General features: G+C 71.6%; 24 protein-coding genes and 2 pseudogenes. 6 read left to right on the forward strand and 20 right to left on the reverse strand.

The features are described from left to right. The 8 genes and pseudogenes from G3I65_RS17470 to thyX form a co-directional block, all read right to left on the reverse strand. A pseudogene (locus G3I65_RS17470) lies at positions 1–409 on the reverse strand (substrate-binding domain-containing protein); the annotation flags it as partial. A gap of 326 nt (positions 410–735) precedes the next feature. Beyond that, the gene (locus G3I65_RS17475) at positions 736–2,433 is read right to left on the reverse strand and encodes a ribonuclease J (protein ID WP_163046706.1); all 1,698 of its coding nucleotides are present in this window, start codon (positions 2,431–2,433) and stop codon (positions 736–738) included. Beyond that, entirely contained in the window at positions 2,430–3,443 is a 1,014-nt protein-coding gene (gene dapA, locus G3I65_RS17480) for a 4-hydroxy-tetrahydrodipicolinate synthase (protein WP_160697050.1), read from the reverse strand. The genes G3I65_RS17475 and dapA overlap by 4 nt, the downstream gene beginning before the upstream one ends. Before the next feature lie 101 nt (positions 3,444–3,544). Then, complete coding sequence (locus G3I65_RS17485; protein ID WP_160697051.1) at positions 3,545–5,038, reverse strand: serine/threonine-protein kinase; 1,494 nt, start codon at positions 5,036–5,038, stop codon at positions 3,545–3,547. Between the two features lie 31 nt (positions 5,039–5,069). Beyond that, positions 5,070–5,519, reverse strand: a complete 450-nt coding sequence (locus tag G3I65_RS17490) for a hypothetical protein (protein ID WP_160697052.1) — start codon at positions 5,517–5,519, stop codon at positions 5,070–5,072. 2 nt (positions 5,520–5,521) lie between these two features. Beyond that, the gene (locus G3I65_RS17495) at positions 5,522–6,763 is read right to left on the reverse strand and encodes an Nramp family divalent metal transporter (RefSeq protein WP_163046707.1); all 1,242 of its coding nucleotides are present in this window, start codon (positions 6,761–6,763) and stop codon (positions 5,522–5,524) included. 126 nt (positions 6,764–6,889) lie between these two features. Further along, complete coding sequence (locus tag G3I65_RS17500) at positions 6,890–7,285, reverse strand: ACT domain-containing protein (protein WP_160697053.1); 396 nt, start codon at positions 7,283–7,285, stop codon at positions 6,890–6,892. Continuing rightward, on the reverse strand, positions 7,285–8,037 hold the full coding sequence (gene thyX / locus G3I65_RS17505) for an FAD-dependent thymidylate synthase (RefSeq protein ID WP_125314564.1): 753 nt from the start codon (positions 8,035–8,037) through the stop codon (positions 7,285–7,287). Before thyX ends, G3I65_RS17500 begins: the two co-directional genes overlap by 1 nt. Before the next feature lie 81 nt (positions 8,038–8,118). On the opposite strand from thyX, the gene G3I65_RS17510 reads away from it, so the two are divergent. Further along, a complete protein-coding gene (locus tag G3I65_RS17510) occupies positions 8,119–8,622 on the forward strand; it encodes a toxin-antitoxin system HicB family antitoxin (protein WP_160697054.1) in 504 nt (167 codons plus the stop codon). Positions 8,623–8,634: 12 nt separating this feature from the next. Continuing rightward, the gene (locus G3I65_RS17515; RefSeq protein ID WP_160697055.1) at positions 8,635–9,546 is read left to right on the forward strand and encodes a DUF4097 family beta strand repeat-containing protein; all 912 of its coding nucleotides are present in this window, start codon (positions 8,635–8,637) and stop codon (positions 9,544–9,546) included. 80 nt (positions 9,547–9,626) lie between these two features. Here G3I65_RS17515 and G3I65_RS17520 read toward each other — a convergent pair whose 3' ends face one another. After that, on the reverse strand, positions 9,627–10,745 hold the full coding sequence (locus G3I65_RS17520) for an NAD(P)/FAD-dependent oxidoreductase (RefSeq protein WP_160697056.1): 1,119 nt from the start codon (positions 10,743–10,745) through the stop codon (positions 9,627–9,629). Positions 10,746–10,812: 67 nt separating this feature from the next. On the opposite strand from G3I65_RS17520, the gene G3I65_RS17525 reads away from it, so the two are divergent. Continuing rightward, complete coding sequence (locus tag G3I65_RS17525; RefSeq protein ID WP_160697057.1) at positions 10,813–11,478, forward strand: TetR/AcrR family transcriptional regulator; 666 nt, start codon at positions 10,813–10,815, stop codon at positions 11,476–11,478. A gap of 3 nt (positions 11,479–11,481) precedes the next feature. Here G3I65_RS17525 and G3I65_RS17530 read toward each other — a convergent pair whose 3' ends face one another. Next, positions 11,482–12,696: a winged helix-turn-helix domain-containing protein gene (locus G3I65_RS17530; protein WP_160697058.1), complete on the reverse strand. Its 1,215-nt coding sequence runs from the start codon at positions 12,694–12,696 to the stop codon at positions 11,482–11,484. 60 nt (positions 12,697–12,756) lie between these two features. Here G3I65_RS17530 and G3I65_RS17535 point away from each other — a divergent pair, with 60 nt between their 5' ends. After that, positions 12,757–13,314, forward strand: a complete 558-nt coding sequence (locus tag G3I65_RS17535; RefSeq protein WP_160697059.1) for a GNAT family N-acetyltransferase — start codon at positions 12,757–12,759, stop codon at positions 13,312–13,314. Between the two features lie 66 nt (positions 13,315–13,380). Here G3I65_RS17535 and G3I65_RS58780 read toward each other — a convergent pair. Continuing rightward, positions 13,381–13,842, reverse strand: a pseudogene (locus tag G3I65_RS58780) (GtrA family protein); the annotation flags it as partial. Positions 13,843–13,928: 86 nt separating this feature from the next. Between G3I65_RS58780 and G3I65_RS17545 the strand changes: the two are divergent. Beyond that, on the forward strand, positions 13,929–14,447 hold the full coding sequence (locus tag G3I65_RS17545) for a hypothetical protein (protein ID WP_125314572.1): 519 nt from the start codon (positions 13,929–13,931) through the stop codon (positions 14,445–14,447). A gap of 106 nt (positions 14,448–14,553) precedes the next feature. Here the strand turns inward: G3I65_RS17545 and G3I65_RS57365 are convergent, their stop codons facing one another. Next, the gene (locus G3I65_RS57365) at positions 14,554–15,684 is read right to left on the reverse strand and encodes a hypothetical protein (protein ID WP_239071270.1); all 1,131 of its coding nucleotides are present in this window, start codon (positions 15,682–15,684) and stop codon (positions 14,554–14,556) included. Continuing rightward, entirely contained in the window at positions 15,681–16,541 is an 861-nt protein-coding gene (locus tag G3I65_RS17560) for a LysR family transcriptional regulator (protein WP_160697060.1), read from the reverse strand. Before G3I65_RS17560 ends, G3I65_RS57365 begins: the two co-directional genes overlap by 4 nt. Positions 16,542–16,611: 70 nt before the next feature. Between G3I65_RS17560 and G3I65_RS17565 the strand changes: the two genes are divergently transcribed. Continuing rightward, positions 16,612–17,577, forward strand: a complete 966-nt coding sequence (locus G3I65_RS17565; protein ID WP_160697061.1) for a phosphate/phosphite/phosphonate ABC transporter substrate-binding protein — start codon at positions 16,612–16,614, stop codon at positions 17,575–17,577. On the opposite strand, the gene G3I65_RS17570 is transcribed toward G3I65_RS17565, so the two are convergent. From G3I65_RS17570 to G3I65_RS17600, 7 genes are all read right to left on the reverse strand, one after another. After that, positions 17,563–18,021 carry a hypothetical protein gene (locus tag G3I65_RS17570; RefSeq protein ID WP_163046708.1) on the reverse strand — a complete coding sequence of 153 codons (459 nt, stop codon included), beginning with the start codon at positions 18,019–18,021 and terminating at the stop codon, positions 17,563–17,565. The genes G3I65_RS17565 and G3I65_RS17570 overlap by 15 nt on opposite strands. Next, on the reverse strand, positions 18,018–18,758 hold the full coding sequence (gene dapB / locus G3I65_RS17575; RefSeq protein WP_160697062.1) for a 4-hydroxy-tetrahydrodipicolinate reductase: 741 nt from the start codon (positions 18,756–18,758) through the stop codon (positions 18,018–18,020). Before dapB ends, G3I65_RS17570 begins: the two co-directional genes overlap by 4 nt. Continuing rightward, positions 18,755–20,119, reverse strand: a complete 1,365-nt coding sequence (locus tag G3I65_RS17580) for a pitrilysin family protein (RefSeq protein ID WP_160697063.1) — start codon at positions 20,117–20,119, stop codon at positions 18,755–18,757. The genes dapB and G3I65_RS17580 overlap by 4 nt, the downstream gene beginning before the upstream one ends. Positions 20,120–20,193: 74 nt before the next feature. Then, the gene (locus G3I65_RS17585) at positions 20,194–22,446 is read right to left on the reverse strand and encodes a polyribonucleotide nucleotidyltransferase (protein WP_160697064.1); all 2,253 of its coding nucleotides are present in this window, start codon (positions 22,444–22,446) and stop codon (positions 20,194–20,196) included. A 228-nt stretch (positions 22,447–22,674) separates the two neighbouring features. Continuing rightward, complete coding sequence (gene rpsO, locus G3I65_RS17590; RefSeq protein WP_003084034.1) at positions 22,675–22,944, reverse strand: 30S ribosomal protein S15; 270 nt, start codon at positions 22,942–22,944, stop codon at positions 22,675–22,677. A 130-nt stretch (positions 22,945–23,074) separates the two neighbouring features. Beyond that, positions 23,075–23,578 carry an RNA 2',3'-cyclic phosphodiesterase gene (thpR, locus tag G3I65_RS17595; protein ID WP_160697065.1) on the reverse strand — a complete coding sequence of 168 codons (504 nt, stop codon included), beginning with the start codon at positions 23,576–23,578 and terminating at the stop codon, positions 23,075–23,077. Continuing rightward, positions 23,578–24,051 (reverse strand): helix-turn-helix transcriptional regulator, encoded by a 474-nt coding sequence (locus G3I65_RS17600; protein WP_160697066.1) that lies wholly within the window; start codon positions 24,049–24,051, stop codon positions 23,578–23,580. The genes thpR and G3I65_RS17600 overlap by 1 nt, the downstream gene beginning before the upstream one ends. Positions 24,052–24,087: the final 36 nt, after the last annotated feature.

A 24,087-nucleotide genomic window follows, 5' to 3' on the forward strand; every position in this document is an offset into this window, starting at 1 on the left:
CGGCGACGCCGAGCACCACCGGCGAGCTGGCGACCGACGCCCCGGTTTCGGGCACGTCGGCGGCCCCGAGCTGGTGCGCCCGGCGCAGGGCGAGCGTGGAATCGGGCACCCACACCTGCGGGCGCGGGCTGCCATCGGACAGCGCGAGCCGCTCGGCGGCCTGCGTCGCCTCCCTGGTCTGGACCTCGACCGCGCCGCACGGGAGGTCCAGCCCCCGCGCGACGATCGTCAACGCGGGCGCGATGTCCGCGGACGCGGTCACCAGGACGTTCACGGGCTGCTCGCACGCGGCCTTCCGGTTGACGACCGACACGGTCACCCAGGCAGCGGCCCCGAGCACGACCACGAGCCCGGTCGCGAGCACGGGCACCAGCAGCCGGCGTCGGCCATCCGGCGAGTGACGTCCCATCGGCGCGGCCTCTCTGCGCGAGGCGAGGTGGGGATCAAGGTTATCCCGCGGCAAAGCGGCATCTCGTGGTCCAGACGGCGTAACAGCCCCTAGGGGCAACCTCATCCCTGGGAGGGACCCGGCCCGTCCCGCAGCGGGATGTCCCGGCCGTCGGCAGCCGAAACACTGGTGCCCATGAAGCCGACACGTGCCGAACAGCGCCGGGCCCGCCGCGCGCTCCTCCGCCAGAGCGTCGTCGTGGCCCTCGCGCTGCTGCTCACCAAAGCGCGCTGAAACGCGTGAAGGCCGCCTCGAGGATCCGAGGTGGCCTTCACGAAGCGAAAAACTCAGACCGGGATGACCGTCGGGACGATCATCGGGCGCCGACGGTAGGTGTCCGCCACCCAGCGGCCCACCACGCGGCGGACCGCCTGGGCGATCCGGTGGGTGTCGGTGATGCCTTCGGCCTCGGTGCGCGCCAGCTCCATCTCCACCAGCGGCACGACCGCGTCGAGGGCCTTCGGGTCGTCCGAGAAGCCGCGGCCGGCGACCGTCGGGCTGCTGACCGCGCGGCCCGTGTTCGAGTCGACCGCGACGTTGATCGCGATGAACCCGCCCTCGCCGAGGACCAGGCGGTCCGACAGCGTCGACTCGCCGACGTCGCCGACCGACAGGCCGTCGACGTACACGTGGCCCACCTCGACGCGGCCGGTGCGGGACGCCTTGCCGTCGACCAGGTCGACGACCACGCCGTCCTCGGCGATGACGACGTTCTCCGCCGCCACGCCGGTGCGGATGGCCAGCTCGCCGTTCGCGCGCAGGTGCTTCCACTCGCCGTGGACCGGCATCACGTTGCTCGGGCGCACGGCGTTGTACAGGTAGAGCAGCTCGCCCGCCGACGCGTGGCCGGAGACGTGCACCTTCGCGTTGCCCTGGTGGACGACGTTCGCTCCGAGCCGGGTCAGGCCGTTGACCACGCCGAACACCGCGGTCTCGTTGCCCGGGATCATCGAGCTGGCCAGCACGACCGTGTCGCCCGCGCGGATGGAGATCTGGCGGTGCTCGCCGCGCGCCATCCTCGACAGGGCCGAGAGCGGCTCGCCCTGGGACCCGGTCGAGACAAACAGGACCTTGCTCTCCGGGAGGTTGCTCGCCTGGTCGAGGTCGACCAGCAGGCCGTCGGGCACGTTGAGCAGGCCCAGGTCGGCGGCGATCCCCATGTTGCGGACCATCGAACGGCCGACGAACGCGATCCGGCGGCCGTGCCGGTGGGCGGCGTCCAGGACCTGCTGGACGCGGTGGACGTGGCTGGCGAAGCAGGCCACGATCACGCGCTGGTCCACGCGGCGGATGACGTCGTCGAGCACCGGGCCGATGTCGCGCTCGGGCATGACGAACCCGGGCACCTCGGCGTTGGTCGAGTCGACGCAGAACAGGTCGACGCCCTCGTCGCCGAGCCGGGAGAAGCCGGCCAGGTCGGTGAGGCGCCCGTCCAGCGGGAGCTGGTCGAGCTTGATGTCGCCGGTGTGCAGCACCACGCCCGCCGGGGTGCGGATGGCCACGGCCAGCGCGTCCGGGATGGAGTGGTTGACCGCGAAGAACTCGAGGTTGAACACGCCGACGTCGCGGCGCTCCCCCTCGCGGACCTCGATCAGCTTCGGCCGCTGCCGGTGCTCCTTGGCCTTGGCCGCGAGCAGCGCGTTGGTGAACCGCGAGCCGTAGATCGGCAGGTCCGGCCGCAGGCGCAGGAGGAACGGGACGGCACCGATGTGGTCCTCGTGCCCGTGGGTGAGCACCAGTCCGTCGATGTCGTCGAGGCGGTCCTCGATCGCGCGGAAGTCGGGCAGGATCAGGTCGACGCCGGGCTGGTCGTCCTCGGGGAAGAGCACCCCGCAGTCGACGATGAGCAGCCGGCCGCCGAATTCGAAGACGGTCATGTTGCGCCCGACCTCGCCGATGCCGCCCAGCGCGACGACGCGCAGGGCCCCTTCGGGAAGCTTGGGCGGGGCGTTCGTGGGGCCTGGACCTGGGGGAAGTGAGCTCACCGAGGCAGGGTCCCAACGCTGGTGTGCGAGGTCGGCGCCACGTAGGCGGCCCGCGAGTCTGCTTGTGCCACCCGCTCACCATGCCAGTCCTGGGCCGCCGTGTCGCCCAGGGGCACGCCGCCTTGCGCAAGATCGGCGGCGATCGCGGCCACCTGCTCGTCGGTGGCCGGGGCGATCGGGAGCCGCGGGTGGCCGATGTCGAACCCGCGCAGGCGCAGCGCCGCCTTGCTGAACGCGACCCCGCCGACCCGCGACATCGCGCGCAGCACCGGCAGCATCGCGCGGTGGTTGGTGCGCGCGGTGGAGGTGTCGCCGTTCTCGTAGGCGTCGATCATCGCGCGGATCCGGCCCGCGACGACGTGACCGATCACACTCACCACGCCGGTGCCGCCGACGGAGATCCACGGCAGGTTCAGGCCGTCGTCGCCGGAGTAGTACGCGAGGTGGGTGTTCGCGATGACCTCGGAGCCGGCGATGAGGTCGCCCTTGGCGTCCTTGACCGCGACGATCCGCGGGTGCTCGGCCAGCCGCAGCAGCGTGTCGACCTCGATCGGGACGACCGAGCGCGGCGGGATGTCGTAGAGCATCACCGGCAGCCCGCTGCTGTCGGCGACGGTGGTGAAGTGCGCGTACAGCCCGGCCTGGCTCGGCCGCGAGTAGTACGGGGTGACGACGAGGAGGCCGTGCGCGCCGGCCGCTTCGGCCTGCTTCGCCTGCTCGATGCTGTGCGCCGTGTTGTTGGTGCCCGCGCCGGCCACGACGGTCGCGCGGTCGCCGACGGCCTCGATCACGGCGCGGATCAGCTGCTGCTTCTCGTCGTCGGTCGTGGTCGGGCTCTCGCCGGTCGTGCCGTTGACGACGAGGCCGTCGTTCCCCAGCTCCACGAGGTGCTCGGCCAGCTCCTGCGCCCGCTTGAGGTCCAGCGCCCCGTCGGCGTCGAAGGGGGTGGCCATCGCGGTGAGCACGCGCCCGAACGGCCGTCCGGGCGCTGCGGTAGGTGGGTTGGACATGCCCAGACGGTACCCCGTCCCCCTGACGAAAACCGCGCCGACCTGGCCCCCTCGGCGAAGTGCGGAGGATTTCCCGGGGGTGGCCGCTCGTCGCGGAACTTCTACTTGACCTTGGTCACGATCGGCGCGGTGATCGGCCCGCCGTCGGACTTGGCGAGCAGGCAGTAGAACTCGCGGGTGGGGTCTTCGCCGCTCTTGGCGGGCGAACTCTCCCAGGCCGCCTGGGTCGGCACGAGCGCGCGGTAGGTGAGGTCCTGCCGCTTCGCCTCGGGCACGATCGACGACCGGAACGCGGTCGCGCACGCGGCCTCGGCGCTCGCCGTCACCGCGGCCTGCCCCGGGTAGGCGGCGACCTTGGCGTCGTCGGAGTTCCAGTTCTCGATCGACAGGACGTGGCCGATCTCGTAGACCTCCAGCGTGTGGCTCTTGTCGCAGTCGGTCTTGTTGTCGTCGTCGCTGATGATCGAGCCGTCCTGCACCGGGGTGTTGAAGCACCGGTAGTAGCCGCCGATGGCCGTGCGGAGCTGGCCGTTGAGCCCGAACGTCATGGTCGGCTGCTTCTGCTGGTCGACGGCGGGCGTCTCGTAGGCCTTGCCCGCGAAGAACCCGCCGACCAGCGCGACGACGACGAGCAGCGCGGCGAGCGAGAGCCACAGCGCGCGGAGGTTCCGCTTCGGCTCCGGCTTCGCGGCCGTCATCGTCGCCGGGGCGCCCAGCATCGCGGTGCCGTTCGGCGGCGTCGGGCGCACGCCCTGCGCCGTGGCCAGGAGGTTCTGCGCCTGCGCCGCGGAGAGCCGCGCGTCCGGGTTGGCGACGAGCAGGCCGAGGATGGCCGCGGCGATCGGGCCCTGGCCGCGGGTCAGGTACGGGATCTCGGTCATGATCGCGTGCAGCGTCGCGGCGGTGGTCGCGCGCTCGAACGGCATCGAGCCTTCGACGGCGTAGAACAGCGTCGCGCCGAGGGACCACAGGTCGGACGCGGGCAGCGCTTCGCGGCCTTCGACGCGCTCGGGCGCCATGAACGCGGGCGAGCCGACGATCATGCCGCTGGTGGTCAGCCGCGGGTCGTCGATGGCGTGGGCGATGCCGAAGTCGGTCAGCTTCACCCGGCCGTCCGGCGCGACCAGGATGTTGGCCGGCTTCACGTCGCGGTGCACGATGCCGGCGGCGTGCGCGGCCTGCAGCGCGGCGAGCACCCGCTCCCCCAGCCGCGCGGCCTGCGCGGCGGGCATCGGGCCCCGCTGCCGCACCAGGTCGGCGAGGCTCGGCGCTTCGACGAGCTCCATCACGATGAAGGTGGTGCCGCCGTCGGTGACGACGTCGTAGACCGTGACGACCGCCGGGTCGTTGAGCCGCCCGCCGGTGCGCACCTCGCGCAGCGCGCGCTCGGAGAACACGGCGGCGGACTCGGCGTCGGGCAGCCGCAGCTCCTTGACGGCGACCTGCCGCCCGATGACCTGGTCCTGCGCCCGCCACACGACACCCATGCCACCGCGGCCGAGTTCACCGAGGAGGAGGTAGCGGCCGGCGACGACCCGCTGACCAGGCGTGACGGGCGCCTGGGGTGGGTACGGCCGGGTCTGTTCGTCGGTCACGGTGCTCCTTTTGGCGGCGGTCGCGCAGATGCTAGTCGGACCGCTCGGGAGCGTGCGGGGTTCCGGGTAATTCGCGCGGCTCGCCCGGGTAGGGGAGCCAGCGGTAGCCGGGCGCGAAGCCGCTGAATTCGGCGCGCCCGCCGGTGGCCGCCCAGATGTCTTCGCGGACCACGAGCCCGGGGAACACCGTCAGGTCGCGCTCGGCCATCAGCTCGGTGTAGGTGCGGAAGCCGGCCGTCGCGGGCCCGGCGAGGGCGTAGCGGTAGACCGGCGGCGCGGTCCGCAGCAGCCAGTACAGCCGGCGCCCGGCCGCGGACATGGCCGCCGGGTCGCCGGGCACCGCTTCGGGCGCCACTCCGCACCACCAGCCGGCGCCGTCGGTGTAGACCCTCGTGGGCCGGCCGTCGAAGTGCCGGGCGAGGTCCCTGGCGTGGTTCTCGCGTTCCCCGCATTCGGCGTTCAGGCCGTACTCGCCGGCCATGGTCAGCCTCGGAAGGTCAGGTAGATCAGGACCAGGTTCAAGGCGATGATGATCGCCGCGATCACGCACGCCGCCACCGTGGTCAGGCGGTGGTTCGCGTCCTCGCCCATGAGCGTGCGGTCGGCCGTCAGGCGAATCAGCGGCACCAGGGCGAACGGGATCCCGAACGACAGCACCACCTGGGACACGACCAGCGCGGCGCTCGGGTCGGCGCCCAGCGCCAGCACCACGATCGCCGGGGTCAGCGTGACGAGCCGGCGCAGGACCAGCGGGACCCGCTTGTGCAGCAGGCCCTGCATGATCATCGCCCCCGCGTACGCGCCGACCGACGTCGACGCGAGACCCGAGGCCAGCAGGCCGATCGCGAACAGCAGCGCGATGCCGGGGCCGAGTGCCCCGGCGACCGCGGTGTGCGCGCCTTCGATGCTGTCCACGCCCTCCTGGCCCTGGAGGTTCGTCGCGGCCAGCAGGAGCATGCCGAGGTTCACCGCGCCGGCCAGGAGCATCGCCAGGCCGACGTCGGCGCGGGTGGCGCGCAGGAGACGGCGGCGGGTCGTGACGTCGGGCAGCCCGTGGCGGTCGCGGACCAGGCCGGAGTGCAGGTAGACCGCGTGCGGCATGACCGTGGCGCCGAGCATCGCCGCCGCGATCAGGACGCTGCCCGCGCCGTCGAACTTCGGGACCAGGCCGCCGAGGGTGTCCGCCGCCGACGGCGGTTCGACGAACAGGCTCGCCAGGAAGCCGACGGCGATGACCAGCAGCAGGCCGGTGACGACCCGCTCGAACGTCCGCTGGCCGCCGCGGTCCTGGACCGCCAGCAGGGTCAGCGAAACCGCGCCGGTGATCAGGCCGCCGGCGATGAGGGGCAGGTCGAACAGCAGGTTGAGGGCGATCGCCCCGCCGACCACCTCGGCCAGGTCGGTGGCGATGGCGACGATCTCGGCCTGCGCCCAGTAGGCCAGCCGCGCGGACCGGGGCAGCCGGGCGCGCAGCGCCTCCGGCAGCGACATCCCGCTGACCAGCCCCAGCTTCGCCGACAGGTACTGCACCAGCACGGCCATCAGGTTCGCCGCGACGATCACCCAGACCAGCAGGTAGCCGTAGCGGGCGCCGGCGCTGATGTTGGAGGCGACGTTCCCGGGGTCGACGTACGCGATCGCGGCGACGAACGCCGGCCCGAGCAGGGCCGATCCCGTGCGCAGGCGGGAGGCCAGTCTCGGCCGCACGGCCTCGCTCACTGCCATGGCGTCTGCCTCTCAACCGGATGTCGGGGACCCCAAATCGAAGTTTAGGCGCGCCGAACTTTCGATTTCAAGGGTGACGGTGCCCACCGTCACGCCGGGGTTACCCCGCGACCACCCGCCGAAAAGTCAGGTCAAGGCGACTTCGTGGCCGGATTCGCGCAGTGCCTTCACCGCGTGGTCGAGGTCGGCGGCGCGCACGAGGATGTGGTCGGTGTCGAACGTCGACATCGAGAACAGCGCCACGCCGGCCGCGGCCAGCTCCGAAGCCAGCGCGGCGATGATGCCGGTCAGCGTGAACTCCAGCGGGCCGCGCACGGACAGGAGCCGCCAGCCGTCCTCCGCCGCCGTGCTGCCGCCGGGCTCGCGGCCGGCCGGGCAGATCACCGACAGCTCTCCGGGGGTGCGGGTCACCGAGACGAAGGCTTCGCCGGGCTCCAGCAGCTCGGCGGGCACCGGGGCGTCCGCGGGCAGCCGGACGACGGCGTACTCACCGGGCTGGACATCGATCGCGAGTCGTTTCATCAGCCTTCGAACACCTTCGGGCTCGTGGCGATCTCGGTGCCGTCCGGCAGCGTCGAGATCGTGAAGTCCGCGAAGACGTTCGCGGCGGCTTTCTGCAGCTGGCGCAGGCATTCGACGGCCAGTTCGCGGATCTCGACGTCGGCGTGCTCGGTCGCGCGCATGGCGACGAAGTGGCGCCAGGCCCGGTAGTTGCCGGTGACGACGATGCGCGTCTCGGTCGCGTTCGGCAGCACGGCCCGCGCGGCCTGGCGGGCCTGCTTGCGGCGCAGCGTCGCGCTCGGGACGTCGGCGAACTTCTCCTCCAGGCCGGCGAGCAGCTCGGTGTAGGCGTCGACGCTCGCCTGCGTCGCGGCGAGGAACTTCTCGTGCAGGACCGGGTCGTTCGCGATCACGTCCGGTTCGACGACGGCCGCGGCGCGCTCGGGGACGTAGCGCTGCGAGAGCTGGGAGTAGGAGAAGTGGCGGTGGCGGATCAGCTCGTGCGTCAGCGACCGCGAGATGCCGGTGATGTAGAAGGTGACCGTGCCGTGCTCCAGCACCGACAGGTGCCCGACGTCCATGATGTGCTCGAGGTAGCCGGCGTTGGTCGCGGTGGCGGGGTTCGGCTTCTGCCACGACTGGTAGCAGGCCCGGCCGGCGAACTCGGCCAGCGCCTCGCCGCCGTCGGCGTCGGTCGACCACGGGACGTCCTCGGGCGGGAAGAACTCCGTTTTCGCGATCAGCTGCACCCTGGGTGACACGGTTTCGGTCACGTCAGCACTCCTTGTCCACGACTCCCCCGGCAGCCTATCCGCTTCCTTGACTGACACCACCGATGACGTCATAGTGGTGTCATGGACCTGACGCCGTACATCGCCAACCTTCGCGAGGACCTCGCGAACACGGCTGCCGCCGGGGACGAGCAGACCCGGCGAGCGGCCGCACTGCTGTCCTCCGCACTCGAACCCGCCGTCCGCCTGACGCTGATGAACACCCTCGCCGACCTCGCCGCCGAGGTCACGGCCGCCTTGCCGGGCCAGGTCGTCGACGTGCGGCTCGACGGGCGCGACGTCCGCGTGGTCGTCACCGGCGCCGCCGAGGAGCCGACGTCACGCGCGACACCACGTGACACCACGCCGCCACCGCCGCCGATCGACGGCGGCGACATCAGCCGCATCACGCTGCGCCTGGTCGAGCAGATCAAGGGCCAGGCCGAGCGCGCCGCGGCGGCGCAGGGCGTCTCGCTGAACACGTTCGTTTCCCAGGCGGTGCAGGGCGCGCTCGGCGGCGCGCACAAGCAGCACCACGGCAAGGACGACCGCTCCGGGTCGCGCCTGCACGGCTGGGTCGAAGGCTGAGGGGGCCGAAAAATGAGTGAAGAGCAGACGAGACCGGCCGACGAGCTGGTGCGGATCGACGACTTCGAGACCGAGGTCCCGCTGGAGCTCGACGTCAGCGTGACGATCGGCCGCGTCGAGGTGGTCCTGGAAGGGGACTCCGGCGCGCGGGTGGAACTTCGGCACGACCAGGGCGAGCAGCAGCCGTGGGTGGCGGGGGTGAACAACCTGCTGTCGTGGGTCGGCGAGCGCTTCGGCGACCAGCTGGGCGTCGACCCGGCGGCCTCGCCCGCCGAAGCGGTGCGGCAGAGCCGGATCGAGAAGCTCGGCAACCGCCTGGTCGTCCAGGCGCCAAAGGCGTGGCAGCTGCGGAACGTGGCGCTGGCGGTGAAGGTGCACGCGCCGGCCGGCTCGCACGTGGAGGTGCGCGCGGGCGCGGCGGACGTGACGGTGACCGGTTCGGCGGGCCGCGTCGACCTGCTGACGGGCTCGGGCGAGGTCAAGCTCGACCGCGCGGACGGCTCGGCCACGATCCGCACCGGCAGCGGCGCCATCACCCTCGGCCCGACGCTGGCCGGGCTCCAGCTCCGCAGCGGCAGCGGCAGCGTCGAGGCGTCCTCGGTGGCGGGCTCGGCGACGCTCGCGACGGGCACGGGCAACGTCTGGCTGGGCGCGGTTTCGGGCGAGGTGATGGCCCGCACCGGCAGCGGTGACCTGTCGGTCGCGGACGCGGCGTCGGGGTCGCTGGACCTGATCACGGGGTCGGGCGAGGTGCGGGTCGGGATCCGCGGCGGGACCGCGGCCGAGATCGACCTGACTTCCAGCGGGGGCCGGGTTTCCAGCGAGCTGGACGTGCTCGAGGCGGCGCCCGAGGGTGAAGTGAAGTTGCGGGTGCGAGCCCGGACGGGCTCCGGCAACGCCGTGGTGACGCGCGCGGCCGGCTGAGTAAGGGGGAGACGGGCCGTTCCCGGCGGGGGTGCCGGGAACGGCCCGTCTTGCGTCCAGCCTGGGTCCATTGTGGACGCTCAGGCCTGTCCGGTCAGCAGGTCGACGAGGCTGTGCGGCGTCTTCTCGCCGAAGCACAGCTCGAAGTCGCGCACCGCCTCCGCCGCTTCTGCCGCGCTGCGCGGGAACAGCGCCGCCTCGTATTCGGCCAGGGCGGCCTCCGGGTCGCCCGGGTGGGCGGCGATCGCGCGGCCCAGTTCGGCGGCATCCTGCATCGCGAGGTTGGCGCCTTCGCCGTTCGGCACCGACAGGTGGGCCGCGTCGCCCAGGAGCGTCACGCCCGGCGTGCGGGGCCAGCGGTGGCCGGGCGGCAGGGTGGTGATCGGGCGCAGCACCGGCAGGGTCTCGCCGTCGGTGATCAAGGCCGTCAGTTCCGGCGCCCAGTCGTCGAACTCGCCCGCGACCTGTGCCCTGGCCGCCCCCTCGTCGGTGAAGTCGGTGAACCAGTCCAGCGGCTTGGACAGCACAACGTACGTGTGGAGCGTGCCGCCGGCTTCGCGGTGGGCCTGGATGCCCTTGCCCGGCTCCGGGACGAACAGCGCTCCTCCCCCGGCCGCCTTCGCGGTCGCCGGGTGGCGGGTGTCGGCGTCGAACAGGAACGTCTCGACGAACGACGTGCCAACGTAGTCCGGGACCGCGCCGGACACCAGCGGGCGGACGCGGGACCACGCGCCGTCCGCGCCGACCAGCAGTCCGGTGACCGCCGTCGTGCCGTCGGCGAACGTCAGCTCGTGGCGCCCGTCGCCCAGCGAGCGGGCGCCGGTGACCTTGTGGCCCCAGCGGACGGTGCCCGCGGGCAGCGAGTCCAGCAGGAGCCGGCGCAGCGCGCCGCGCTGGACCTCGGGCCGGCTGCCGGTGCCGTCGTCCGGCTCGTCGAGCAGGACCTTCCCCGTCCGGTCCAGCACACGCGTCGCTTCGGCGCCTTCGACGATCAGGGCGCGGAAGCCGTCGGTCAGGCCGGCCGCCTCGAGCGCGAGCTGGCCGTTGTGTTCGTGGATGTCGAGCATCCCGCCCTGCGTACGCGCCGAAGGCGAGCTCTCCGCTTCGTAGACCGTGACCGGGACGTCGTGGACGTGCAGGACGCGCGCGAGCGTGAGGCCACCGAGCCCGGCGCCGACGATCACCACGGGATCGGACATGGCGACTCCTCTCGTTGGAATGTTGTTCCATTATTGGAACGGCATTCCAAACATGTCAAGATGAGGCATGGCACAGCGGCGCGCAGTGGCCCTCTCGCGGGCGCAGATCATCGGGACGGCGGTCGAGCTCCTCGACGCCGACGGCGAGAGCGGCTTGACGTTCCGGGCGCTGACCGAGCGCCTCGCCACCGGCCCCGGGGCGATCTACTGGCACGTCGCGAACAAGGGTGAGCTGCTCGACGCCGCGACCGGCGCGGTGGTCGCGGGCGCGTTGGCTGTCGAGCGTCCGGCGGGGTCACCCCGGGACGAGGTCCGCGCCGTCGCGCTCGGCCTCTTCGACGCGATCGAGGACCACCCGTGGCTCGCACCGCAGCTCTCGGCGCAGCTGTCGCGCGGCCCGTCGGGCCCGGTGACACCGAAGATCTTCGAGAGCATCGGGCGGCACGTCCGCGACCTGGGCGTCCCGAAGGGCAGCTGGTTCACGGCGACCTCGGCGCTGGTGCACTACGTCCTCGGCGCCGCCGGCCAGAACGCCGCGAACGCGCGCGTCGTGACGAGCGGCAAAGACCGCAGCGAGTTCCTCGACGCCGTCTCGGCCGCTTGGGCGGGACTCGACGCCGAGGAGTACCCGTTCATGCGGGAGGTCGCCGCCGAAGTGCGCGACCACGACGACCGGGAGCAGTTCCTGGCGGGCGTCGACCTCATCCTCACCGGGATCAGTTCCCTCATCTAGGCGTCAGCGCACCAATTTCGCCAGCGGCTTGGCAAGGTCGCCGCGGGTGCCCACCGCCACGCCGGACAGGCCGAGCCACTCCGCCATGTGCCGCAGCTCCCCCGCCAGTTCCGGGAGCACACGTGCTTTGTCCGCGCCAACTTCGGCGAAGGCGCCGTGGACCCGTAGGACGCCCGCCGCGCGATCGGACTTCAGGTCCACCCGCGCGACCAGTTCGCCGTCCAGCAGGAACGGGAACACGTAGTAGCCGTACACGCGCTTCGGCTCCGGGACGTAGATCTCGATCCGGTAGTGGAACCCGAAGAGCCGCTCGGTGCGGGCGCGTTCCCAGATCAGCGGGTCGAACGGGCACAGCAGCGCCCGGCCGGTCACCGAACGCGGCGTGCGGGCTTCGGCGTGCCGGTACGCCACCGCCTTCCAGCCGCGGACCGAAACCGGCTCCAGGACACCGGATTCGACGAGCTCCGCCACCGCCTGGCGGGCCGGGGCCGGGCCGAGGCGGTAGTAGTCGCGCAGGTCGGTCTCCGTCGCGACGCCCAGTGCGCGCGCCGACCGCTCGATCAGGCCGCGAGCGCCCTCCTCCGCCGAGACCGTGCGCGCCAGGACGTCCGGCGGGACCACCCGTTCGGTCAGGTCGTACAGCCGCTCGAACGACCGGCGCGTGCCCGTGGTCAGCTGGCCGATGCCGAACAGGTACTCGCAGACCCGCTTGACCTCCGAGCGCTCCCACCACGAGCCGGGACCCCGCCGCTGCGCGTCCGCCTCGACCTCGCGCTCGATGCCGCCCGCGCCGATCGGGCCGAGTTCCTTGACCACCGAAAGGATTTCGTCGACCAGCCCCGGCGACTTCTCGATCAGCGGGCCGTAGTGCCGCCACCAGCCGTCCCGCTTCGCACCCGAGCGGATCAGCGGCCAGTCTTCGATGGGCAGCAGGCTCGCCTCGTGCGCCCACGTCTCCACCATCAGCCGCGGCCGACGCGCCGAATGCGACCACGCCGCCGCATCCAGCAGCGCGGGCTCGTACGCGCCCAGCCGGGAGAAGACCGGCATGTAGTGCGCCCGTACCGCGACGTTCACCGAGTCCAGCTGCAGCAGCTGGACTCGCGAAAGCACGCGTTTCAGGTGCCGCCGGGACGGCTCGCCGGAGGGACGCGGGTCGGTGAAGCCCTGTGCGGCCAGGAAGGTCTTCCGGGCCGTCGGGACGCTGATCGTTTGCATGGTGAAGTCATGGTGCCAGCCACCACCGACAGTTTTCGGCGACCCGATAGATTCGGCGCCATGAGCGACGCCGCCGTCCGCCCCGCCGACCTGTCCGACGCAGCGGAGATCGCCCGCATCCAGCGCGAAACCTGGCATGCCGCGTACGAAGACCTGCTGGGCAAGCAGGCGCTCGCCGAACTGGACGCCGCCGACCTCGTGGGTACGTGGACCGAGACCATCGACTACCCCGGCAGCCTCGTGTACGTCGCCACCGAAGGCGAGTACACGGTCGGGTTCTGCGTCGCGGGCCGCGCGCCCGAGGGCGAGATCGCCGCCGCGGACGGCAGCCTGCCCGACGACGCGGACGCCACCGGACTGATCGCCACGCTGCTCGTCGAGCCCCGGTGGGGACGGCGCGGCCACGCCGGCCGGCTACTCGCGACGGCCGCCGCGGGCCTGCGGACCGACGGCGCCGCCCGCGGCATCGCCTGGGTCGCCCAGGGCGACCACGCCAGCCTCGGCTTCTACCGCCGCGCCGGCTGGAACCCCGACGGCACGGTCCGCACCCTCGACACCGGCGAGCGCCTGCTCCGCGAAGTCCGGCTCACCGGCACCCTCGAGCTGTCGCTCACCTGAGTCGCGGAAGATCACCCAGCGCATCACGGCGTACATGAAGACGCCTTCGCAGGCGCCCGCGAGCAGCCGCGAGACGTGGTATTCGACGCCCAGCGCCGTCAGGCCCGCGCCCACACCCAGCAAAAACGCGGCGTAATTGACGGCGATCGCCACGAGGTACCACACGAGCTGCATTCCGACGGCGGCGTGGGAATGGAAGTTGAACGTCCGGTTCAGCGCGAAGCTGAGCCCGAACGCGCAGCCGTACGCGACCGTGATCGCCAGCCAGACGGGCCAGCCGAGCACGCTCCGGAAAACGGTCAGCAACCCGAGGTCGACGCCGAACGTCAGACCGTTGATGAGGCAGAAGCCGAGAAACGTCGGGGCCACGACGCGCGACAGACCCAGCGGGAGTATCCGGACGACGGCCCGGCACAGGGCGCCGAAGCGGTCAACGGGCGTACGGGGTTGCTCGGCGGCCACCTCGTCAGCGTTCCAGCGGGAGGTGACCGGGAGCCGTCCGGCAGGTGATCTTCTGGTGCGGGCCACCGGGCGAAGACGGGGGCTAACCCCAGTGTTTCCAGGTTTCGAACTGATAACGTGAAGAACGCGAGCGATTTTCGGGAGGTGACACGATGAGCTGGATCCTGCTGACGCTGGGCGTCGCGTTCGGTTCGGCCATCGTGCCGCTGATCAACGCCGAAGTGTTCTTGATCGGGCTGTGCGCGAGCCAGCCGGGCCTGCACTGGCTGTGGCTCGGGGCGGCGGTCGCGGTCGGGCAGATCGCCGGGAAGACGCTGTACTACCTCGCCGCGCGGGGGACGATCAAGCTGCCGAAGCCGTTGCACGACCGGCTGCACCGCGAGCGGCCGATGACGCCGCGGCGGGTGCGGTGGCAGTTGCGGACGAAGCGGGTGCGGGGGTGGGTCGAGCGGCTGCGGGAGCGGTGCCACCGGCATCCGCACTGGATGGCCGGGACGTACGGGGTCAGTTCGCTCGTGGGGTTGCCGCCGTTCATGGCGACCAGCGTGCTGGCGGGGCTGGTGCGAATGCGGTTGGCGACGTTCTTGACGACCGGGCTGGCCGGAAGGTGGATCCGGTTCAGTTTGATAGCGGCTTCACCCGCGGTGTTCGCTGGGTGGTTGCATCACTGAGAGAGTTGAGCCGGTTTGAAGGTTGACTCACTTCAGTTTGTTGGTCACTGATGTTGTTTAGTCGCTTCAGCTTTTTAGCCGGTTCAGGTTCTTAGCCACTGCGGCCTTAGCGCTTACGGCCAGCCCATTGCACGATTACCGCGCCGGCCATCGCGATGGCGAACGCCCAGCCGCCGATCGGCTCGGCCAGCACCGCTACCAGGAAGCAGAAGGCGGCGAAGCCGCGGAGGCCGCGTAGTACGCCCCGCATGGTTGCCAGTGCCGCTGCCGGGCCGCCTTGGGCCAGGGCGAAGGCCGCCACCACGCTCGTCCCGGTCGGGAACGGAGCCAGCACACCGGTGAGCCCCGGCCCCAGCCGCCCAGCGGCGGCGGTGAGTGCCAGGACGAGTCCGGCGGTCGCGATCGCTCGGGCCGGGAGATCCCACCACGGCGGGCTTACTTGGCCGGACGGGCGCAGGCTTGACGCCGACGCTTCGCCTCGTTCGGGTAAGCCCAGCGACGCCGCTGCGCCTCGCCCAGGCATGGCCGCTCGCCCCGCCTCGCCCGACACGGGCACGCTCGCCGAGCCCATCCCATCCGACACCGGCACGCTCGCCGAGCCGGTCTCACCCGACTCAGGCAAGCTCGCCGAACCCGCCTCACCCAGCCCAGGCAAGCTCGCCGAGCCGGTCTCGCGCGACACGGGCAAGCTGACCGAGCCCGTCCCGCCCAACGCGGGCAAGCTCGCCGAGCCGGTCTCACCCAGCCCGGACAAGCCCAGCGACCCAGCCTCCCCTCGCCCAGACAGGGCTGGCGACCCCGCCTCTCCCAACGCGGGCAGGCTCGCCGAGCCAGTTCCCCGCAAGCCCTCCGGCACCAGCCGCATTCCCGCCCAAGCCGCCGCCAAAGCCATCCCCAACGCGGCCCACACCGGCACCGGCGCGAACGACAACGCGAGATCCAGCGCCAGACACACCAGCCACCCCACCAGCACCGTCCCCAGCCACCCGCGCACCCGCCCGACCCGGGCGAACACCACCGCGAACGCCGCCAACGACACCAGCCCCAGCAACGACGCCGACGCGGCCCGCGCCGCGAAGACCGGGCCATGCTCGAGGTACGTGATCAGCACGATCGGGCCCGCCACCACCGGCATGGCCACCAGCAACCCGGTCACCCCCGGCCCCCAGCGACGGCCGGCCAACGACGAAACGACCACCAGCAACGGCGCCAAGACGAGCTTCAAAACCAGCGTCACTGGGTCCAGTCTGCCGGACTGAGCGACGCCGCCACCCGCACGAAGCCGCGGACCAGCGGGCCTCCCCCGGACTTCGGCCACGCCACCACCAGATCGCTCGGCGGGCGGTCCGCCACCGGGACGATGCGCAACCCCGGCGGCAGCGGCTGGCCGACCGGGGCGAACGCCGAGATCCCGTTCCACAGCACCGCCTGCAGGCACTCCTGGATCGTCCGCACGACCGGGCCGCCGGGGGCGCCGCTCGTCCAGTACTCCGCCCACGTCGGGTCGGTGCCGTCCGGGAGGCGGATCCAGCGGCGGCCGGCCAGGTCCGATGTGGACACTGATGGCCAGCCGGACAGGGGGTCATCGTCGCGCAGGACCACTCCGGTGCGGACCGGGCGCAGGACGTGGACGCTGATTCCCTTGCCCTCGAAGGGGGTCCGGGTCAGTGCCACGTCGACCAAGCCCGTGCGCAGGCCCGCCGTCGGGTCGGCGAGGTCGGTCTCGTGCACGCGCACCTCGACGTGCGGGTGCCGTGAGCGGAACAGCGCGACCAGGCGGGCGCCGGCGTGCTCGGCGGTGTCCGCCAGCGTGCCGACCGTCAGGGTCGCCGCGCCCGCCGCCGTGGTGACGCGGTCGGGGATCCGGTCCGCCCGGGCCAGCAGCGCGACCGCCTCGTCGTAGAGCACCGCGCCCGCGGCGGTGAGCGTGACACCTTTCGGCGTGCGCTCGAACAGCGTCGCGCCCAGCTCGTCTTCCAGCCCGCGCACGGCACGGCTCAGCGGCGGCTGCGCCATGTGCAGCCGTCCCGCCGCGCGGCCGACGTGCCGCTCCTCGGCCACCGCGACGAAGTACCGGAGCACGCGCAGGTCCATACTCCCACGGTATCGAGCCGACGCAGCCGGTCTTGGACGCCCGCCGCCGCGCGGGCCGAGGATCGGGGGCATGGACCTCAGGATCGGGTGCTTCCGCTACGACACCACCAGCCGGCTGTTCGAAACCACCGCCGTGGAAACCGCCGATACGCTGCCGGAGATCTTCGAACGGCTCATCAGCGGGAACGAGTTCGACGTCGCCGAACTCGGCCTCACGTTCTACCTGCGCCTGCTCGAAGAAGGCACGCCCTTCGTGGCGCTGCCCATCTTCCCCAACCGGGTGTTCCGGCACTCCTGCGTCTTCGTCAACACCCACGCCGGCATCACCGGACCGGGTGACCTCACCGGCCGGACCATCGGCGAATTCGGCACCTACGGCCAGGATTCGGGCGTCTGGGCCAAAGGCATCCTGATGGACGAGTACGGCTTCCGGCCCGAGGCGAACCGCTGGGTGATCGGCGGACTCGAACGCCCGTCGGCGCCCTTCGGGTTCATCCCGCACCCGCACCCGCCCGCCCTCGACGTCACCACGGCCGGGGAAGGGAAAACGCTGAGCGACATGCTCGACGCCGGCGAGCTGGACGCGCTGTTCTCCGCCAACGTCCCGCAGTGCGTGCTCGACGGCTCCCCGAACGTCGCACGCCTGTTCCCGGACTTCCCTGCGCGGGAACGCGAATACCACCGCCGCACCGGGATCTTCCCGATCATGCACGCGGTCGTCGTCCGGCGGGAGCTCCTGCGGGCCGACCCCGGCCTGGCCCGCCGCGTCTACGCCGAGTTCGAAGCCGCCAAGGACGTCGCCGCGCAGCGATACCGGCGGAACCGGCGGCTCTACCAGGTGCAGACCATGGTCCCCTGGGCGAACGCGCTGGTCGACGAAACCCTCGCCGGGTTCGGCGAAGACTGGTGGCCCTACGGGATTTCCGCCAACCGCGCGGCGCTCGAGACCTACCTCAGGTACCACCACGAGCAGGGCCTGTCGTCCCGCCGCTGGCGGCTCGAAGAGGTCTTCGCGCCGGAGCTACTCGGTACCTGAGCGCTCGGCGGCTTCCAGCTCCACGGCCGTCTTCATCGTCTCGCGCGCCCGGCGCCGGTCGCCGGCGATGTCGTAGGCGTACGCGAGCTTGTACCAGGCCCGCCAGTTCTCCTGGTCCGCCTCGACCTCGGCGCGGCGCTCGGCGAACCACGCGTCGGCCGCGTCGCGGTCCACGCGGCCCGAGGGCCGCCGGGGCAGGTCGGAGACGTCGGGGAGCGCGCCCTCGGCGTCCAGGCGGCGCGAAAGGCGCTGGATCTGCAGGCCGTTGCGCCAGGTCACGACGACGACCCAGATGCCGAGGACCGGCAGCAGCAGGACGCCGGCGCCGAGCGCGATACCGACACCCGTCCCCGTGGCGAACAGCGCGAACGCGCGGTCCGCCAGCAGGAACAGGTAGACGACCAGCGCCGCCGTCAGCAGCAGCGCCACATTGCGGGCCCTCACAGGTCGAGGACGTTTTCCAGGCCGACCGTCAGGCCGGGGCGGTTCAGCACCTCGCGGACGCCGAGCAGCACACCCGGCATGAACGACGTCCGGTCGAGGGAGTCGTGCCGGATGGTCAGGGTCTCCCCTTCGCCGCCGAACAGGATCTCCTCGTGCGCGACCAGGCCCGGCAGGCGGACCGAGTGGACGCGGACCTCCTCGACCGACGCGCCGCGGGCACCGTCCAGCTCCGACGTCGTCGCGTCCGGGCCCGGCGTCACGCCCGCCTCGGCCCGCGCGGCGGCGATCATCCGGGCGGTGTGCGCGGCGGTGCCGGAAGGCGCGTCGGCCTTGCGGTTGTGGTGCAGCTCGATGATCTCCGCCGACGCGTAGAACTTCGCCGCCTGGGCCGCGAACCGCATCGCCAGGACCGCGCCAAGGGCGAAGTTCGGCGCGATCAGCACGCCCAGCGCGGGCTTCGGCTCCAGGAGGGAACGCAGCGAAGCCAGCCGCTCCTCGCTGAAGCCCGTGGTGCCGACGACCGCGTGGATGTCGTGCTCGACCAGGTACTCCAGGTTGCCCATGACGGTGTCGGGGTGGGTGAAGTCCACGACGACCTGAGCATCGGCGAGCGCCGAGAAGTCGTCACCGGCGTCCAGCGCCGCGACGAGCTTCATGTCCGAAGCTCCTTCGACCGCCTTCACCACCGTCGCGCCCATGCGGCCCCGGGCACCGAGCACACCGACGTTGATGGTCATGAAGCGATCACCTCGTGCAGGTCGTCAGGAAGGTCGTCGGCGTGAGCGTACGGCCCGACGACCGCCGCCGCCGAGACCCCGCCCGGCCGCGCGAACAAAGTGCGAGCGAGCGCACACACGTCCTCGGTGGTCACCGCGTCGATGCGCGCGATCGTGTCGTCGACGCCCAGGTAGCGGCCGTAGTTGAGCTCGGTCTTGCCGATCCGCGACATCCGCGACGACGTGTCCTCGAGGCCCAGCACCAGCCCGCCGCGCAGCTGGCCCTTGGCGCGGGCCACCTCGGCGTCGGTCAGGCCGTCGACGCCGACCTTGTCGAGCAGTTCGCGGATTACGCCGGCGACGTCGCCGAGCTTTTCCGGCTGGCAGCCCGCGTACACGGCCATGTGGCCGGTGTCGGCGTAGCTCGCCACCGAGGAGTACACCTGGTAAGCCAGCCCGCGCTGCTCCCGGATCTCCTGGAACAGCCGCGAGCTCATGCCGCCGCCGAGGGCCGCGTTGAGCACCGACAGCGCGAAGCGCCGGTCGTCGTGGCGCGACAGCGACCGCAGGCCCAGCATGACGTGCGCCTGCTCGGTGTCGTCGGTGTGCAGCGCCAGCTTCGGCGGGGTCTTGATCCGGGCCCGGCCTTCGCGCGGCGGGACCGGCGTCGCCGTCCCGGTCAGGCGGTCCTTCAGCGCCTTGCGGACCAGGCGCAGCACCTGGTTGTGGTCGATGTTCCCGGCCACGGCCAGCACCATCCGCGGCAGCGTGTACCGGCGCTTGTAGAAGTTCCGCAGCGCGGACGGCGACATCCCGATGATCGACTTCTCGGTGCCGAGCACCGGGCGGCCGAGCGCGTGGTCGCCGAGGATCGCGCTGACGAACGTCTCGTGCAGCAGGTCTTCGGGGTCGTCGTCGCGCATCGAAATCTCTTCGAGGACGACGCTGCGCTCCATGTCCATGTCGCGGTCGGTGCACAGCGCCTCGAACACGACGTCGGTGACCAGGTCCACGGCCAGCGGGAGGTCGGCGTCGAGCACCTGCGCGTAGTAGCAGGTGTGCTCCTTCGCCGTGAAGGCGTTGAACTCGCCGCCGACGGCGTCGATCTCCTCGGCGATCTGCGTGGCGTCGCGGTTCTTCGTGCCCTTGAACAGCAGGTGCTCGAGGTAGTGCGCGGCGCCGGCGACGGCCACCGGCTCGTCGCGGGAGCCGATGCCGACCCACAGCCCGACGGTGGCCGAGCGGGACGCCGGGACGTGCTCGGTGATCACCCGCAGGCCACCGGGCAGCACGCTGCGCTTGACGACCGCACCGTCCGGGGTGGACTCGAGCGTGCGGGTGGTGCCGACGGGCTGTTCGTGCCCGGAAACCTGCCGTGCCATGGGTTCCTTACTCACGATGCCGCGAAGGCCTCCTCACCGGACGCGGCGAGGAGGCCTTCGACGGACTTTGCGTCTTACTTGGCGTCGGCCTTCTCGGCGTCGGCGGCGGGGGCGTCACCCTCGGCGGGCTTGGCGTCCTCGTCCTTGACCACGATCAGGCTGATCTTGCCGCGGTTGTCGATGTCGGCGATCTCGACGCGGAGCTTGTCACCCACGTTGACGACGTCCTCGACCTTGGCGATCCGCTTGCCGTTGCCCAGCTTGGAGATGTGCACCAGGCCGTCCTTGCCCGGCAGCAGCGAGACGAACGCGCCGAACGCGGCCGTCTTCACCACGGTGCCGAGGAAGCGCTCGCCGACCTTGGGCAGCTGCGGGTTGGCGATGGCGTTGATCAGGTCGATCGCCGCGTCCGCCGACGGGCCGTCGGAGGCGCCCACGTAGATCGTGCCGTCGTCCTCGATGGAGATGTCGGCACCGGTCTGCTCGGTGATCGAGTTGATCATCTTGCCCTTCGGGCCGATGACCTCGCCGATCTTGTCGACCGGGATCTTCACGCTGGTGACGCGCGGCGAGTACGGGCTCATCTCGTCCGGGCTGTCGATCGCCTCGGCGATGACCTCCAGGATGGTGGTGCGCGCGTCCTTCGCCTGCTTCAGCGCGGCCGCGAGGACCTCCGACGGGATGCCGTCGAGCTTCGTGTCGAGCTGCAGCGCGGTGATGATGTCCTTGGTGCCCGCGACCTTGAAGTCCATGTCGCCGAGGGCGTCCTCGGCACCGAGGATGTCGGTGAGCGCCACGTAGCGGGTCTCGCCGTCGACCTCGTCGGAGACCAGGCCCATCGCGATGCCCGCGACCGGCGCCTTCAGCGGCACGCCGGCGTTGTACAGGCTCATCGTGGACGCGCAGACCGAGCCCATCGAGGTCGAGCCGTTGGAGCCCAGCGCCTCGGAGACCTGGCGGATCGCGTACGGGAACTCGTCCCGCTTCGGCAGCACCGGCACCAGGGCGCGCTCGGCGAGCATGCCGTGGCCGATTTCGCGGCGCTTCGGCGAACCGACGCGGCCGGTCTCCCCGGTGGAGAAGGGCGGGAAGTTGTAGTGGTGCAGGTAGCGCTTCGTCGTCTCCGGGGAGAGCGAGTCGATCTGCTGCTCCATGCGCAGCATGTTCAGCGTGGTGACACCCAGGATCTGGGTCTCGCCGCGCTCGAACAGCGCCGAACCGTGCGCCCGCGGGATCACGGCGACCTCGGCCGCGAGCGACCGGATGTCGGTGAGGCCGCGGCCGTCCATGCGGATCTTCTCCGTGAGGACGCGCTGGCGCATGATCTTCTTCGTCAGGGCCTTGAACGCCCCGCCGATCTCCTTGTCGCGGCCTTCGAAGGCTTCGCCCTCGCCGAGGCCGACCTTCTCCAGCACGGCGGCCTTGACCTGGTCGGTCGCGGCGTCGCGGTCCTGCTTGCCGGCGATCTGGAGGGCGTTCGCCAGGTCGTCGGTCGCGATGGCGGCGACGGCCTCGTAGACGTCCTGCTGGTAGGCCGGGTAGACCGGGAACTCGCCGGTCGGCTTCGCGGCGGCGTCGGCCAGGCGCTGCTGCGCCTCGCAGAGGACCTTGATGAACGGCTTCGCGGCCTCGAGGCCTTCGGCGACGGCGACCTCGTCGGGCGCCTTGCCGCCGGCGGCGATCAGGTCGAGCGTGTGCTCGGTGCCCTCGGCCTCGACCATCATGATCGCGACGTCTTCACCGACGATGCGGCCGGCGACGACCATGTTGAAGGTCGCCTTCTCCAGCTGCGACCAGGTCGGGAACGCGACCCACTGGCCCTCGATCAGCGCGACGCGCACGCCGCCGACCGGGCCGGAGAACGGCAGGCCGGCGATCTGGGTCGACGCCGACGCGGCGTTGATGGCCAGCACGTCGTACGGGTCGTCCGGGTTGAGGCTCTGGACGGTGATGACGACCTGGATCTCGTTGCGGAGACCGTCGGCGAACGACGGGCGCAGCGGCCGGTCGATCAGGCGGCAGGTCAGGATCGCGTCGGTCGACGGGCGGCCCTCGCGGCGGAAGAACGCGCCGGGGATGCGGCCCGCGGCGTACATGCGCTCCTCGACGTCCACGGTCAGCGGGAAGAAGTCGAAGTGCTCCTTCGGGTGCTTCGACGCGGTCGTCGCCGAGAGCAGCATGGTCTCTTCGTCGAGGTACGCGACGACGGCGCCGGCGGCCTGCTTGGCCAGGCGGCCCGTCTCGAAACGAACGGTGCGAGTGCCGAACTTGCCGTTGTCGATCACGGCTTCGGTCTCGTGCACGGTGACTCCGGTGGAGTCGGTCATAGACAATTCTCCTCTTTGGTTCCTTCATTCGGCGCGAGTCTCCCACCCTGGGACCCGTTTCGCCTGAGGACGCTCGAGGAATGAGGCCGGTCTTCGATCGAAGCCCCCGGGACGCTTCCCGGGAACCACTACCGAGGACCGGCGGACGGACCCTCGTGCGCGCTCGCGCCGTTCGGTCTTGCTGAACCGAGGGGGAGCAGCCGTCGGCTGCTCCCCCTCGGGTTGAAGCTATCGGCGCAGGCCGAGGCGCTGGATCAGCGCACGGTAACGCTCGATGTCCACCTTCATCACGTAGTTCAGCAGCCGGCGGCGACGGCCGACCAGCAGCAGGAGCCCGCGACGCGAGTGGTGGTCGTGCTTGTGAGCCTTGAGGTGCTCGGTGAGGCCGACGATGCGCTTGGTCAGCAGCGCGACCTGGGCCTCGGGGGATCCGGTGTCCGAGTCGTGCACGCCGTACTCGGCCAGGATCGACTTCTTCTCTTCGGTGGACAGCGCCACTTGTGTTGCTCCTCGAAATAATCAGTGCCGTGCGGCCCCGGACGTGGATACACGCCGGGAAGACGGTCACGGCCGCCACGGACTGCAGCCGGACCCGCTCGTGAGGTTACCAGCCCGCTGAACAGCGCCTTCAGGCGCCGTCCAGCTCGAAGACGCGCGCCACCCGGTAGCGGGGGCCGCGCGACTCGCGCTCGCTGGTCATCAGCGCCACCTCGGTGGCCTGCCAGCGCCGGCTCGTGAAGCCGGCGAGCTTCCGCGTCCAACGCGCGGCACGCCCCGGATCTTCCCGGGGGAACCGCGCGAGCGTCAGGTGGGCCGCGTACGGCCTCGCCTCGGCGTCGGCGCCCGCGGCGTGCGCGAGCGGCGTCAGCTCCGTTCCGGCGACAGTCAACCACAGCACGCCGGGGAACGTCGCGGCCTTTTCCAGCCGGACGCCGACGGCCGACCGCCCGGCCAGGCGCTGCTCCAGCCAGGCGGTCCGGGTCGCCAGGTCGTCCTGCCCGTAGTAGGCGAGCGTGACGTGCCAGCGCTCCGGCGGCTCCCAGCGCAGGCCGCCGCCCCGCTCGCCCACGGCTTCCGCGACCGCCTCGACGACGTCGTCCGGCGGGAGGAGCGCGCTGAACAGGACCGGCATCAGGAGCCGTTGCCCGCCCGGCGGAGCAGGTCGGCGATGGCCGGGAAGTCGTCGTCGAGGCGCTTGGCGGCCTCGCCCAGGTCCTCGTCCTCGGCCAGGTCGCGCAGGTAGGCGAGGACCTTCGCGTCTTCGTTGACGACCGGGATGTTGTCGCGGCCGACGGTGGGGCGCGAGTCGCGCACGTCCTCCATCGCGGCCAGCATCGCGTCGCGGTTGCCGGCGGCGACCTCCGGCACCAGGATCTTGCGTTCGAGCATGATCATCCTGGCCAGCACGACCGGGTTGCCGATCTTCGCCCGCCGCCCGCTCATCACCTGGCTGAGCATGGGGGCGCTGATCCCGAGGACCTCGGCCAAGAACGCCTGCGAAACGTCGAACGCGACGACGAGCCGACGCACGCGGTCGCCGAGCGGCTCCCCGTACCACTCGCGCTGCAACGCGATGTTCCGCTGGACGATCTTGTGGTCCTCCACCAGTTCCGCTCCCCTATGCCCCGCTCGCGCACACCG

The sequence above is a fragment of the Amycolatopsis sp. SID8362 genome (assembly GCF_010550475.1).
Classification (GTDB): Bacteria; Actinomycetota; Actinomycetes; order Mycobacteriales; family Pseudonocardiaceae; genus Amycolatopsis; species Amycolatopsis eburnea.

What these genes read in the sequence shown, in the direction of transcription:
- G3I65_RS17495 (WP_163046707.1), bottom strand. Translation starts at nt 6,763, where the DNA reads ATGGCAGTGAGCGAGGCCGTGCGGCCGAGACTGGCCTCCCGCCTGCGC.
- G3I65_RS17490 (WP_160697052.1), bottom strand. Translation starts at nt 5,519, where the DNA reads ATGGCCGGCGAGTACGGCCTGAACGCCGAATGCGGGGAACGCGAGAAC.
- G3I65_RS17565 (WP_160697061.1), top strand. Translation starts at nt 16,612, where the DNA reads ATGGACCTCAGGATCGGGTGCTTCCGCTACGACACCACCAGCCGGCTG.
- G3I65_RS17515 (WP_160697055.1), top strand. Translation starts at nt 8,635, where the DNA reads ATGAGTGAAGAGCAGACGAGACCGGCCGACGAGCTGGTGCGGATCGAC.
- G3I65_RS17525 (WP_160697057.1), top strand. Translation starts at nt 10,813, where the DNA reads ATGGCACAGCGGCGCGCAGTGGCCCTCTCGCGGGCGCAGATCATCGGG.
- G3I65_RS17545 (WP_125314572.1), top strand. Translation starts at nt 13,929, where the DNA reads ATGAGCTGGATCCTGCTGACGCTGGGCGTCGCGTTCGGTTCGGCCATC.
- thpR (WP_160697065.1), bottom strand. Translation starts at nt 23,578, where the DNA reads ATGCCGGTCCTGTTCAGCGCGCTCCTCCCGCCGGACGACGTCGTCGAG.
- G3I65_RS17520 (WP_160697056.1), bottom strand. Translation starts at nt 10,745, where the DNA reads ATGTCCGATCCCGTGGTGATCGTCGGCGCCGGGCTCGGTGGCCTCACG.
- G3I65_RS17530 (WP_160697058.1), bottom strand. Translation starts at nt 12,696, where the DNA reads ATGCAAACGATCAGCGTCCCGACGGCCCGGAAGACCTTCCTGGCCGCA.
- G3I65_RS17500 (WP_160697053.1), bottom strand. Translation starts at nt 7,285, where the DNA reads ATGAAACGACTCGCGATCGATGTCCAGCCCGGTGAGTACGCCGTCGTC.
- dapA (WP_160697050.1), bottom strand. Translation starts at nt 3,443, where the DNA reads ATGTCCAACCCACCTACCGCAGCGCCCGGACGGCCGTTCGGGCGCGTG.
- G3I65_RS17580 (WP_160697063.1), bottom strand. Translation starts at nt 20,119, where the DNA reads ATGGCACGGCAGGTTTCCGGGCACGAACAGCCCGTCGGCACCACCCGC.
- G3I65_RS17560 (WP_160697060.1), bottom strand. Translation starts at nt 16,541, where the DNA reads ATGGACCTGCGCGTGCTCCGGTACTTCGTCGCGGTGGCCGAGGAGCGG.
- G3I65_RS17585 (WP_160697064.1), bottom strand. Translation starts at nt 22,446, where the DNA reads ATGACCGACTCCACCGGAGTCACCGTGCACGAGACCGAAGCCGTGATC.
- dapB (WP_160697062.1), bottom strand. Translation starts at nt 18,758, where the DNA reads ATGACCATCAACGTCGGTGTGCTCGGTGCCCGGGGCCGCATGGGCGCG.
- G3I65_RS17510 (WP_160697054.1), top strand. Translation starts at nt 8,119, where the DNA reads ATGGACCTGACGCCGTACATCGCCAACCTTCGCGAGGACCTCGCGAAC.
- G3I65_RS17535 (WP_160697059.1), top strand. Translation starts at nt 12,757, where the DNA reads ATGAGCGACGCCGCCGTCCGCCCCGCCGACCTGTCCGACGCAGCGGAG.